Origin of the sequence: Dyadobacter psychrotolerans (assembly GCF_004349265.1) — a bacterium.
GTDB classification, from domain to species: domain Bacteria; phylum Bacteroidota; class Bacteroidia; order Cytophagales; family Spirosomataceae; genus Dyadobacter; species Dyadobacter psychrotolerans.
Window position 1 is genome coordinate 13,765 of record NZ_SMFL01000007.1, and the last position, 12,687, is coordinate 26,451.

Annotated in this window: 8 protein-coding genes; 5 read left to right on the top strand and 3 right to left on the bottom strand. The window is 41.9% G+C overall.

The annotated features are described in order from the left end of the window. The first annotated feature begins 40 nt into the window (after positions 1–40). Positions 41–958: a YjiK family protein gene (locus tag E0F88_RS18975; RefSeq protein WP_131959865.1), complete on the top strand. Its 918-nt coding sequence runs from the start codon at positions 41–43 to the stop codon at positions 956–958. Positions 959–978: 20 nt separating this feature from the next. Here the strand turns inward: E0F88_RS18975 and E0F88_RS18980 are convergent, their stop codons facing one another. Continuing rightward, positions 979–3,336 carry a response regulator gene (locus tag E0F88_RS18980; RefSeq protein WP_131959866.1) on the bottom strand — a complete coding sequence of 786 codons (2,358 nt, stop codon included), beginning with the start codon at positions 3,334–3,336 and terminating at the stop codon, positions 979–981. A 244-nt stretch (positions 3,337–3,580) separates the two neighbouring features. Between E0F88_RS18980 and E0F88_RS18985 the strand changes: the two genes are divergently transcribed. From E0F88_RS18985 to E0F88_RS18995, 3 genes are all read left to right on the top strand, one after another. Beyond that, the gene (locus tag E0F88_RS18985) at positions 3,581–5,671 is read left to right on the top strand and encodes a prolyl oligopeptidase family serine peptidase (RefSeq protein ID WP_131960121.1); all 2,091 of its coding nucleotides are present in this window, start codon (positions 3,581–3,583) and stop codon (positions 5,669–5,671) included. A 278-nt stretch (positions 5,672–5,949) separates the two neighbouring features. After that, on the top strand, positions 5,950–8,073 hold the full coding sequence (locus E0F88_RS18990) for a bifunctional aldolase/short-chain dehydrogenase (protein ID WP_131959867.1): 2,124 nt from the start codon (positions 5,950–5,952) through the stop codon (positions 8,071–8,073). Positions 8,074–8,214: 141 nt separating this feature from the next. Then, entirely contained in the window at positions 8,215–9,498 is a 1,284-nt protein-coding gene (locus E0F88_RS18995) for a sugar isomerase (protein ID WP_131959868.1), read from the top strand. Positions 9,499–9,563: 65 nt separating this feature from the next. Here E0F88_RS18995 and E0F88_RS19000 read toward each other — a convergent pair whose 3' ends face one another. Both E0F88_RS19000 and E0F88_RS19005 read right to left on the bottom strand, forming a co-directional pair. After that, positions 9,564–10,583, bottom strand: a complete 1,020-nt coding sequence (locus E0F88_RS19000) for a GntR family transcriptional regulator (RefSeq protein ID WP_131959869.1) — start codon at positions 10,581–10,583, stop codon at positions 9,564–9,566. 130 nt (positions 10,584–10,713) lie between these two features. Continuing rightward, entirely contained in the window at positions 10,714–11,961 is a 1,248-nt protein-coding gene (locus E0F88_RS19005) for a DUF6600 domain-containing protein (protein WP_131959870.1), read from the bottom strand. 305 nt (positions 11,962–12,266) lie between these two features. On the opposite strand from E0F88_RS19005, the gene arfB reads away from it, so the two are divergent. Next, positions 12,267–12,674: an alternative ribosome rescue aminoacyl-tRNA hydrolase ArfB gene (gene arfB / locus E0F88_RS19010; protein WP_131959871.1), complete on the top strand. Its 408-nt coding sequence runs from the start codon at positions 12,267–12,269 to the stop codon at positions 12,672–12,674. The last annotated feature ends 13 nt before the right edge of the window (positions 12,675–12,687 follow it).

Below are 12,687 nucleotides of genomic sequence, written 5' to 3' on the forward strand. Positions count from 1 at the left end.
AAGTACGTATTTTTACTAAATCTAACATGATGCGTTCTTTATGAATAAAAATAAAACAGGTATCCCGCAAACCATAACTATGCTGTTATTGCTTATAACTTGTTTTATAATTGCCTGCGATTCCAATCCCGGACCGTCGGAAGGAAGGTCAGATCAGTTTGAAACTGCTCCGCAAAAATTTGATATCACACCGGGTTTAATCGATGAAGCTTCCGGTCTGGCTGCCAGTGTTAATATGGATGGTTATTTATGGACGCATCAGGATTCCGGACAGCCGGCATCCTTGTATCTGGTCAGCGGCGATGGAAAAAGTATTAAAGAATTTAACATTCCCGGCGCGGTGAATCACGACTGGGAGGATATGACAAAAGGCCCCGGACCCAGGGATGGAACGAATTATCTTTACATTGGTGATATTGGAAACAATAACCCCCCAATGACCGAAACCAATATTATTTACCGAATACCCGAAATAAATAATATCACTGCGTCATTTGAAGGCAGCCAGCTTGAAAAAATCACATTTAAGTATCCTGATGGTCCGCGTGATGCCGAAACACTACTTTTGGATCCTGTAACCAAAGATATTTTTGTAATATCCAAAGAATCCGGGCAAACGGGAATTTACAGGCTGGCCTATCCCCAATCTACCACCGGAGTAATGACCGCAGAAAAGACCGGAACAATACCTGCTGTTAACACTGCTACAAGCGGAGATATCGCTTCTGACGGGGCCGAAATTCTGATCAGAACCTATCTGACGACCTATTATTGGAAAAGGAAAACCGGAGAGACCGTTGCGCAAGCACTATCTCAAAATGCTTTAAAACAACATTCTGTTGTTCTTGAACCTCAGGGAGAAGGGATAAGTTTTGACCGTCAGAATAATGGTTTTTATAGCATAAGTGAAAAGGGAAACGCTCAGCGGGTTACACTTAATTATTATAAGAGAAAATAATTATAACAGTAAGTCATTTATTACCGCACATATTTCAATATCATATTCAGCAACTCCTCCGGAACAAAAGGTTTTACTACAATATCGTTAATCCCTATCCCGTAGATTTTTTCATCTACATTTAAAGCAACGCTGGCCGTGAGCGCAATTACAGGTATGGTCTCTCCTTTGGAACGTAATTGTTTTGTTGCTTCATAACCGTCCATAACCGGCATGTGCATATCCATCAAAATGATCTGGTGTTTGGACGAATCCAGGATTTCCAGTGCCTCTTTCCCATTTTGAGCAACTTCGGAAACAGCGCCCCATCGCTTCAAAAAATTCTTTAACACAAGGACATTCATTGGGTTATCTTCAACTATTAAAATTTTAACATTTTCTAATGGGAATTTTCTTTCGGTCTGGGGCTGCACGGCAATAATTTTTTCTTTTAAAATGGGGAATGTTTGAGTAAAGTAAAAAACCGAGCCTTTGCCGGGCTCACTTTCCAAATACAGTTCAATTCCCTGAAGTTCAAGTATGCGTTTGCTGATAGCCAAGCCCAGCCCTGTACCGCTAAAGTTGCGTGAAGAAGAGGAATCAGCTTGTGTAAACCGTTCAAAGACCATTTTCTGTTTATCCAATGGAATGCCTATTCCTGTGTCTTCAACCAGAATTTTCAATGTTATTTCTTCTTCATTTCTGGACACTTCTTTGACGGATAACTTTACATGGCCAGCACTCGTAAACTTTATTGCATTGTGAACCAGATTACTTATGATCTGCGAAGTACGTGTGCTGTCTCCGGAAACCTGTGAGGGGAGGTTGTTGTCAAGATCCAGAATGAAATTTACCGCAACGTTATTGGCGGCTGCTTTGTAGCCCGAAATGATGTTTCTTGCAATGGAAGTTACATCCATCGGGCCCGGATTAAAACTAATTTTGCCTTCTTCGATTGTACTAAAATCGAGTACATCATTGACAATTGTGAGCAGGTTATTGGCTGAAAATAAAAGGACGTCCAAATGCTCCTTTTGATCCGGACGGGGAACATCTTTCATCATGAGGTGTGTCATCCCAATTACAGAATTAAGCGGCGTTCTGATCTCGTGGCTCATGGTACTCAGGAACTCGCTTTTTACCTTCAGACCGAGCTCGGCCGCCTCTTTGGCTTTTTTGAGGGTATAGGCAAATTTGAAAGTCAGGATCAGCGACTGGCAAAAGAAGAAGATCAGGTAGCCAAGGAACATGACAATATCAAACGGCGTGGCGATTCCGTAGTACTCCAAAATGACACAAATGATGATAATGAAAATGGCAAAGGTGCTCACCAAAGCATAGTTTGCCCCGACGCGCTTATTTTTAACTGCTTTCCAGTAAATTATTACTGCAAAAGCGATATAGGCGATGACGATAAAAATAAAAGGATCTATGAGTCGGGTGAATAGGATCGGAGGGGTGATAACCGTAATCAGGGCAAATGCCAGACAAACACCCGTCATAACCGAAAGTGCTCTTTGAGGAGCGTCTTCGGGGTACAGATACCTGGTATACAGTGTAAACATCGCAACGGCCATAAAGAGCGATAAATACTCACAATGAATGGTAAATGTCCAGCTCAGATCCGGAAACATGGATTGCAGCGTGTACTGTCGTGATCCCAGTATCCGGTAACTGTAAAACAAACAGAAAAGGGAAAAGTAAAGAATTGACTTATCATGGCGGCCAAACAGGTAGAGTCCCAAAAAGAAAAACCCGCCCATGAAAATACAGCCCGTTAGAAAATAATCAATTGCACGGTCGACATCGCTATCCGCCTGAAGATTAGTCAGCAAACCAATTTTAATTTCCTTGGAAGCACCACCTTTAAGATGATGAAAATTGGAAATCTGAAGAACGATATTTAATGTATCATTTGAAATCAAAATTGGTTTAACCTGGTCCGACCAATAAGGGACGGTTGTCTCCTTGGTTGTGCCTGGCCTGCCGTTTTTTGCAACCAGTTTACTGTTAACAAACAGATTATAAGAACAATAAACCTCGGGAAGTTTAAGGGCAAGTTGTTCGTTAGATTTGGGCAGCAGAATTTTTAACTCATAGGTAGCAAATCCCTGAGAAGGTATCGACTTATTCTTCCAAAGTGTATTACTCCATAATTTAGGAAAAATGCTGTACTCAAAGTAACCTGTGGTCCTGGCAGGATTTTGCAGTGAATTCCAGAAGAACTTCCATTCTCCGCGAAGCGGAATACTGGAGCGGTCAAGATCTGTTTTTCTTAAATCAAGAATTCCGGAAGTTGCTGCTGGCTGAGAAAATGGTGTTGTGTCGGCGTTGCACTTAGTCGTGTAAAGTAACAGATTTACAAGAAAAAACAGCAGGATCTTTCGATTCCGGTTCATCGGACATATTTTAATTTAGGGCTTATTATCGTATTGTTTAAGGTAAAGAATATTTGATGAAGGTCATGTAGTACTAGTTTTAAAATAAGCTAATCTTTTTCAGATAAAGAACATTCTCTTTGTTTTTTTACCTTTCTTAGGTTACCGATTATTAATTATTATTTCAAATGCGTTTCTTGTATAAGCATTTAGTTTTTCAATAAACTGGTTTACAAATTTTTATATGAATTTTAAAATCGCATCAATGACAGCAGTTATTGCAGCCCTGGCGGGAACAGAGGGATTTACTCAAAATTTAAAATACCCCGTAACACAAAAAATAGAACATACAGATGAATACCACGGGGCAAAAGTACAGGATCCTTACCATTGGCTGGAAGACGATAAGTCTGCAGAAACGGAAGCGTGGGTAAAATCACAAAACGAAGTCACCTTTGGATACCTGAATAAAATACCATTTAAAGGTAAGATTTTTGACGATCTTGAAAAAGCGTATAACTATCCTAAGTATTCTGCACCCAGCAAAAAGGGCGATTATTTTTATTTCTACAAAAATGACGGACTTCAGAACCAATCGGTTTTATACCGGCAAAAAGGTTTGAAAGCGGCACCGGAAGTGGTGCTGGATCCTAACAAACTTTCTGCCGACGGGACAACACGTCTTGTCGTTTTTAGTCTTTCCAAAGATGGTTCTTTTGCAGTCTGCGGTTTTTCTCAGGGTGGTTCCGACTGGCAGGAATATCAGGTAATGGATATGAAAACACTGAAAATGCTTCCTGACAAAGTTGAATGGGTAAAGGTTTCCGGTGCTGCCTGGCAGGGAGACGGATTTTATTACAGCAGTTATCCCAAACCGGACGGCAGTGCATTAGCTTCTAAAAACGAAAATCATCAGGTATTTTTTCATAAAATCGGTACAGCGCAAAAAGATGACAAATTAATTTATGAAGATCCTGCAAATCCGCAGCGTTTTCACACCGTCAGTACAACGGAAGATGAGCTTTATGCCGTTTTATACGTAAGCGACAGAGGAAAGGGAAAAGATGGGAACGGGCTTTGGGTAATGAAAAAGGGCGAAAGCAAATTTGTCCCTGTAAAAGAAGAGATCACCGACTTTAGTTACAGTCTTGTAGAAAACGTTACGGACGGCTTTTTAATTGAAACAAACGAGAATGCGCCGAACAGCAAGGTATTGTTTTATGAATTAAAAAATAAAACCTGGAAAACATTTTTACCCGAAAAGCCTGAGCCATTGCAAGGCGCTGGAACCGCTGGCGGTAAACTTTTCGCATCATATTCTAAAGATGTCACTACGCGGGTTTATGTGTATGATTTAAAAGGCAAACTTGAAAATGAAGTGAAACTGCCCGGTCTTGGCAGCGCCGGAGGTTTTGGAGGCGAGCGGGGAGATGCTTTTGTGTTTTATACTTATACATCTTTCAACTATCCGCCAACTATTTTCCAATACGATATCGCTACACAAAAGAGCACGGTCTTTCGTGAGCCGGAAGTTTCCTTTAAACCGGATGATTACGAAACCAAACAAGTGTTTTATCCAAGCAAAGACGGAACAAAGATTCCTGCTTTTATCACTTACAAAAAAGGATTGAAACTGGACGGAAATAACCCGACCATTCTTTATGGTTACGGCGGTTTTAATGTCAGTCTTCCGCCATCGTTTAGTTCAACGCGCATACCTTTTTTGAATCAGGGCGGCATATTTGTGCAGGCCAACCTGCGTGGCGGAAGTGAATATGGAGAAAAGTGGCATGAGCAGGGAATGAAAGCAAAAAAGCAGAATGTGTTTGACGACTTCATTGCAGCGGCAGAATTCTTGATAAAAGAAAAGTATACATCGTCCGGTAAACTGGCGATCCAGGGCGGATCCAATGGCGGATTGCTTGTTGGCGCGGTAATGAACCAACGTCCTGACCTGTTTAAAGTTGCTTTTCCTGCAGTGGGTGTAATGGACATGCTTCGTTTTCACAAATTTACGATCGGCTGGAACTGGATTGCGGACTATGGCAGCAGCGATAATGCAGATGAGTTTAAAACTTTATACGCCTATTCGCCTTTACATAATATCAAAGCCGGCGCTAAATATCCTGCAACAATGATCACCACTGCAGATCATGACGACCGGGTGGTGCCAGCGCATTCGTTTAAGTATGCAGCAGAACTTCAGGCCAAGGCAGGCGCTACTTCCACAAATCCGTTATTAATCCGGATAGATACTAATTCCGGTCACGGAGCAAGTAATACCAAAAAAGCTTTGGAAACGCAGGCTGATATTTACGCATTTATGTTTGCGAATATGGGGTTGGTTTGGAAATAAGAAGTTTTAACATTTTTGAAAGAGCTGCGCCATAAACAGACGCGGCTCTTTGCGTTTTTAACCTGTTATTCTACCTTCTCCTAACTCCTAAACTTCTCTACGTCCTTCTTTATCTCCCATTGAATCTCAATTTATTACTACATGCAGGATACCACAGGACGGTACCGATGGGTAAGTTATCTAATCTTGTATCGTGTTAGAAGCGTAGTTTTTGTCTCACAAATCCTTTCTAAATAATACCTGATACATTAAAATCGATAATTAAATAAAAGCAAAATATGAGCAGTTCAAAAGCAGACCAGTACAAGTACGTAAGTTATTTATGGGACGATGAAAAAGCGGCTTCCTTGGGTGATGACCAGGTAGCACTTCTTCTTTACCGTTCTAATCTGTTGGGTGCAGATCTTCGTCTGACCAACTATGCTGGTGGTAATACAAGTTGCAAAACAATTGAAAAAGATCCATTGACAGGAAATCCTGTCGAAGTAATGTGGATCAAAGGTTCCGGCGGAGACATCGGAACACTAACAAGAAGCGGACTGGCAGGATTGTATCAGGATCGTCTGCATAATCTGAAAAGCATTTACCGCGGACTGGAATTTGAAGATGAAATGGTTGAGCTTTTCAATCACTGTATTTATGATCTGAAATCAAAAGCACCTTCTATCGATACGCCTCTTCATGGTTTGCTTCCTTTCAAACACATTGATCACCTTCACCCGGATGCATTAATTGCGATTGCTGCATCGAAAGAAGGAGAAGCGATTACAAAAGAATTATTCGGCGGAGAACTGGCGTGGGTGCCATGGCAGCGTCCTGGTTTCGATCTTGGATTGCAACTGGAACAAGCGCTTGCTGAAAATCCTGGTATACGTGGTATCGTTTTAGGTGGCCACGGATTGTTTACCTGGGGTGATACAGCTTACGAATCTTACATCAACACGCTTGATACAATCGAAAAAGCTTCGGAATATCTGGCAGCTAATTACGGCAAAACACGTCCTGTGTTCGGTGGAAAAGTTGTTGAAAATGAATCGGCAGAAACACGTCTTGAAATTGCGGGTAAACTTGCTCCTTATCTGAGAGGACTTGCATCTGACAAACAAGCGATGATAGGGCATTTTACCGATGATGAGCGTGTACTTGAATTTATCGGAAGTGCTGATCTTTCTAAACTTGCTCCTTTGGGAACCAGCTGCCCGGATCATTTCCTGCGTACCAAAATCCGTCCGTTGGTATTGGATTTTCCTTTTGAAAAACTTACAGGAACAGATTCTGAAATACTGGATCAGATCCGTCCGCAGTTTGAAGTTTACCGTGTGGATTATCAGGCCTATTACGACCGCTGCAAGCATGATAATAGTCCGGCAGTTCGTGACCCGAATCCGGTTATTATCCTGTTGCCAGGGGTTGGTATGTTCTCTTTTGCAAAAGACAAACAAACTGCAAGAGTTGCTGCGGAATTTTATACCAATGCAATCAATGTAATGAAAGGTGCAGAAGCGATTTCTTCTTACGTTTCACTACCTGAGCAGGAAGCATTTGACATTGAGTACTGGCTTTTGGAAGAAGCTAAATTACAGCGTATGCCAAAAGAAAAAGCACTTTCACGCAAAGTGGCTATCGTTACCGGCGGATCAGGCGGAATTGGAAAAGCGATCGCTCAGAAATTCCTTCAGGAAGGTGCCTGCGTTGTCATTTCTGATATCGATGATAAAGCGCTAGCTGAAACAAAAGCTGAATTTGACGGTAAATTCGGTAAAGATTTCTCTGCAACAGCCAACGCAAACGTGTTGGATGCAGATCAGATCAAAGCTGCTTTACATACTACAAAACTAAAATTCGGTGGCGTTGATATCGTTGTAAACTGTGCTGGTCTTTCTATCTCAAAACCGTTGGCAGAAACAACGATCAAGGATTGGGATATTTTGCAGGATGTATTGGTAAAAGGCCAGTTCCTGGTTTCTCAGGAATCCGTTGCGATCATGCGTCAGCAGGGATTGGGTGGTGACATTGTCAACATCGCAAGCAAAAATGGCCTTGTTTCAGGGCCAAACAACGTTGCCTATGGAACAGCTAAAGCGGCACAGCAGCACATGACACGTCTGTTGGCGGCTGAACTTGGCCCGGACAAAATCCGTGTGAACGTTGTGAATCCTGATGCGGTTATTTCCGGAAGTAAAATCTGGGAAAGTGGCTGGGCGGCAGGCCGTGCAAAAGCGTACGGAATCAAAATTGAAGAATTGCCGGCATATTACGCAAAACGTACGGTTTTAGGTGCTGAAATTCATACCGAAGATATCGCAAACGGCGTTTTTGTCTTGGTAGGAGGTTTATTGAGCAAAAGCACAGGAAACGTAATCAATGTAGACGGCGGTGTTCCGGCTGCTTTTGTAAGATAGATGTAAAAGTTTTTTAGTTTGAAAAAGTTTGAAGGTTTTGGCCTTTGAACTTTTCATTCTTTATAGCATGAATTAATTAAATTGAAAACAGCTTGTGATCAAGGCGTAGGCCTGAAGGTCATCAGCTTAAAGCTATAAAACATGAAAATCGAAAAATATCAGGTTGATCAGCATAACGACAGCTTATTTTCAAAACATAACAATCAGTTCATTTTTCTGAAAGAACAGCTTGGCGAACAGGGGATTAATGCCAATGATATCGTAAAACAGCTTGAAGCATTTCAGGTTGCGATACCAAGCTGGGCTTTGGGAACCGGCGGAACACGTTTTGGCCGTTTTTCAGGAGGAGGAGAACCGCGTAATCTTGAAGAAAAAATTGAGGACGTAGGTTTACTTCACACCCTGAACCGTTCAAGCGGATCAATATCACTTCATATTCCCTGGGACATACCAAGTCAGGCTGAATCGGTGATCAGTCTTGCTTCTTCCCTGGACCTGACATTTGATGCTGTGAATTCCAATACTTTCCAGGATCAGAAAGATCAGGAATTGTCTTACAAATTCGGATCACTTTCTCATGTTGATAAGGCGGTAAGAAAACAGGCTGTGGATCACAACATTGAAGTAATAAAATACGGAAAAGAACTGGGATCAAAAGCACTTTCGATCTGGTTGTCTGATGGTTCATGTTTCCCGGGTCAGTCCAATTTTGTAAAATCCTTCCAGAACACGCTGGAATCTTTACAGGAAATATATGCTGCACTTCCTGATGACTGGAAAGTGTTTGTAGAATATAAAGCCTACGAGCCAAATTTCTATTCAACAGTTATTCAGGATTGGGGAAGCTCATTGCTTTTCTGCCAGAAACTGGGAGCAAAAGCGGATGTTCTTGTTGACTTAGGCCATCATTTGCCAAATGCAAACATCGAGCAAATTGTAGCTACACTGATGATGGAAGGCCGTCTGGCTGGTTTCCATTTCAATGATTCCAAATATGGTGATGATGATTTGACAGTTGGAAGTATTCGTCCTTATATGTTGTTCCTGATTTTTGTGGAACTGGTAGAAGGAATGAAACGTGCAGGAAAGGGCAGTGATGCCTTTGCCTGGATGATTGATGCTAGCCACAACGTAAAAGATCCTTTGGAAGATTTGCTTCAATCTGTTGAGGCGATTTTGCTTTCTTATGCGCAGGCGTTACTTGTGGATCGTAACAAACTGGAACAGGCGCGTCAGCAAAACGATGTTGTTCTAGCTCAGCAGATCCTGCAAAATGCATTCAGAACGGATGTCAGACCGTTGGTTCGTGAATCAATGCGTTTGAGCGGTGGCGCTTTGGATCCGATTGGTCTTTTTAGAAATCTTCAGGTTCGCTCAGAGCTGATGAATGAAAGGGGAAGAGTAACGGTTGCAACCGGGCTATAATCTGATTTAAACAATATAAAAGCGGTTTGTACCAGGTTTAACAACCGATACAGACCGCTTTTATATTACAACGACTTCCTACGAATCAATGTAAACGGATTTTTAACAATCGCCTGTCTGCCCTCATTAATAAGCTCCGCAGCGGTTCGGCCCATTTGTTCATGATCAGTTGAAATGGTTGTAATTCCGTCGAGCAGGATTTCTTTTAACGGTGTTTCATTGTAGGATATGATACCGATGTCCTTGCCGATCGCCAGCTGTTGTTCCCTGCACTTTTTGATCAGATTCACCAGGTCATTTTCTTCGATAACCACATAAGCGGCATTTTTTTGAACCAAACTGTTTTCATGAAAGTCGTAGATGATCTCATGTTCAAACTGATGCTGAATACAGAAAATCCGGAATCCTTTTATAATTTCCTTGGGATAGGGAATAATGGTTGGGAAAATAAGGATAAGTTTTTTGTAAACCTTTAACAGATCGGTTGCTTCATTTAAAGCAGCAACAATATCTTTCTCGAAATTTTGAAAAACAGATGAATGTTTTTTACTGTTTAAATCAATGTCCTTATCAAGTAAAACCAGTTTTTCGGGCGGAATCATTTTAAGTACTTCAATCGCTTCCTCCGCTTTTTCATAAAAGTGAGGCATGATCACATAGTAGTTGTATTCACCCAGACTATTTTTGATCAGGTTTTTAAAAATATTGATATTGGAATGATGAATGTGCAGATCTACGTTGACATTACGTCCCATGTTCTCTACGAACGCGTTGTAGATCTGTTTTTTATAATTGCTTATTTTATTAAAAACCAGCAGAATACGAACCGTATTTTCAATATCCACCCGATTGATAAAATAACCTTTTCCACGGACAGATATCAGCACGCCATCTTTAATCAGATGTTTATAGGCTTTTTCAACTGTATCTCGGGACAATAAATATTCTTCACTTAATTGGTTAATAGAAGGTATTTTGTCGCCTCTTTTAAGTTTCCCCTTACTAATCGCCTGTAGAAGGGATTTAATAATCTGCATGTACTTGGGTGCACTTTCCTTAAACTCAATGTCAAATTGTATTTCCATTAACACGCCAGCTGTTTAGATACCTTCAAGAGTCTATTTTAACGGAAAAATACCCATTAATTTTCAGCTCAAACAAACAAAAGCCCGTTAAGAATATTTTCTCAACGGGCCGGGTCAGGGGTTTCAGGAATTATCTTGGAGATCTGCTGCTTCTCTCTGAACGCCCGCCACCGCCATTGTTATCAGATCTGGTTTCGCTTCTTCCACTATTTCTCGGAGCAGAATTTCTTTCTGCCGGAGCCGAACGTACCGCCGGGGCTTCACCACCTGATCGTCCTGAATTAGAATTTCCCATTTCTGCTGAACGCCCTGATCTGCTGCCGCGATCAGAACCTGAAGAAGGGTTTCCATATTCACGACGTTGTTCTGCACCTGGATTGTTAGATTGTCTGGCTGGTTCGGAGCTTCTGTTGTTATACACATCCGGACTGCTGGTTCTGCCACGGCCTGGTTCAGTTTGTCCCTGTCCATACTGGCCTGATCTTTCTGAGCCTGATCTGTCAGATCCAGGGCGGTCATAACCAGGATTTGACGAGCCTGTTCTACCGTTTGACTGACCGTATCTTCCGTTGTCATAATTTCTGTCCGCGTCATTACTGTAGCGGCCATCTATGGTTGCTGCTCTTCGGTCGTTACGATAAACCGGTGCGTTGTGATTTGGTGCATCGTACCGATCATTACTGCGACGATCCGTAATGACACGTCCTCTTTGGTTGTTATCTAACTGACGAACAGGGATACTCCTTCTGGTCACACGTTCCATTTCATCGCGTCTTGGGCCGTAAGCATAGACCCGGTTGTTTCCGCGATAATAGTTGTTAATGATCGTGGTCTGGTTGTAAATATGAGTCACCCGGTTGCGTGGCGCACAGTAGCTGTACCAGTTGCGTGTAGCAATGTAACGCTGAGGAACAAATACCCACCAGAATGAAGGAATATTGATCGAAATATTCACATTCATACCCGGGCCCAGCGGAGCCCATCCGTAATAGTCACCACCTGAGCGCCAGTTAACCCAGGCCGGTCCCCATTCGTAACCGGGAATCCAGAACCAGCCATTGTAATCATCAAACGACCAGCGGCCATAATGGAAAGGGGCCCATCCCCAGTCGTAATCCGAAACCCAGGTATTCCCGTACTCAGTCACTTCCCAATATCCATTGGTTGAATAAGGTTGAAAACCCTGGCTGACATTCGGAGTCCAGACCGATCCGTACTGAGGTGAATTGATCCAGCGTCCGTAAGGAGACAATTCATTATAAAATGTTTGAAAAGAAATGGAAACACCGGGCTGGGCTGTCACTTTTTCGTGAACCGATAACCCGGTAAGCAGAAGCAGCGATAAGCCGAATATCCGAAGTCTTTGCAAGGTGTTCATAGCTATATAAATTAATTGTTTTTCTTTAAATTAAAATCGACGGTTGGACTGTCCTTTTTGTTTCGGGTTTAACGACCTTTGTATCGGCAAAAACGTTTAAACCTGCTTGCATAAATGATGTTATTTTAGTCCATTTGGTTGCAGGATTGTACGTGAAATTCGTAAATATTTGATATATAATATTTTACAATTATTTCGGATCGTGTAAACATAGGATTTGCTTCCAAATTATGACAACCTTAAAGCGAAATTCCCCCGGGTTGTCGTATAGGTATTAACAAACCTTAACAATAGTAAAACGAGAAATGATAAACCCTGATACACTTCATAATGAACTTGTCTTTCAAACTGCCCGAAGCGGTGGTGCCGGCGGACAGAATGTAAACAAGGTTGAGACGAAAGTAGAGCTGCGGTTTGACGTCAGAAATTCATCGGTTTTATCCGACAATGAAAAGGAAATACTTTATGAGAAATTAAGTACGAGGCTTACGAATGATCAGGTTCTGATTTTGTATCACCAGACTGAACGTTCGCAGCTGGCTAACAAAGAAAAGGTGGTTGAGAAGTTTAATGACTTAATCCGTAAATCATTTACTGTTCAGAAAAAACGAAGGCCAACGCGCCCGACGCTTGCCTCTAAAACTGAAAGGCTCCAAACCAAACAGCGCAACGCCACCGTAAAATCCCTTCGAAGAAAACCTTCGGAAGAATAAATTAGTAGATGAA

Excerpts from the sequence above, each read along its gene's own strand:
- E0F88_RS18990 (WP_131959867.1), top strand. The coding sequence starts at position 5,950 with ATGAGCAGTTCAAAAGCAGACCAGTACAAGTACGTAAGTTATTTATGG.
- E0F88_RS18980 (WP_131959866.1), bottom strand. The coding sequence starts at position 3,336 with ATGAACCGGAATCGAAAGATCCTGCTGTTTTTTCTTGTAAATCTGTTA.
- E0F88_RS19000 (WP_131959869.1), bottom strand. The coding sequence starts at position 10,583 with ATGGAAATACAATTTGACATTGAGTTTAAGGAAAGTGCACCCAAGTAC.
- E0F88_RS19005 (WP_131959870.1), bottom strand. The coding sequence starts at position 11,961 with ATGAACACCTTGCAAAGACTTCGGATATTCGGCTTATCGCTGCTTCTG.
- arfB (WP_131959871.1), top strand. The coding sequence starts at position 12,267 with ATGATAAACCCTGATACACTTCATAATGAACTTGTCTTTCAAACTGCC.
- E0F88_RS18975 (WP_131959865.1), top strand. The coding sequence starts at position 41 with ATGAATAAAAATAAAACAGGTATCCCGCAAACCATAACTATGCTGTTA.
- E0F88_RS18985 (WP_131960121.1), top strand. The coding sequence starts at position 3,581 with ATGACAGCAGTTATTGCAGCCCTGGCGGGAACAGAGGGATTTACTCAA.
- E0F88_RS18995 (WP_131959868.1), top strand. The coding sequence starts at position 8,215 with ATGAAAATCGAAAAATATCAGGTTGATCAGCATAACGACAGCTTATTT.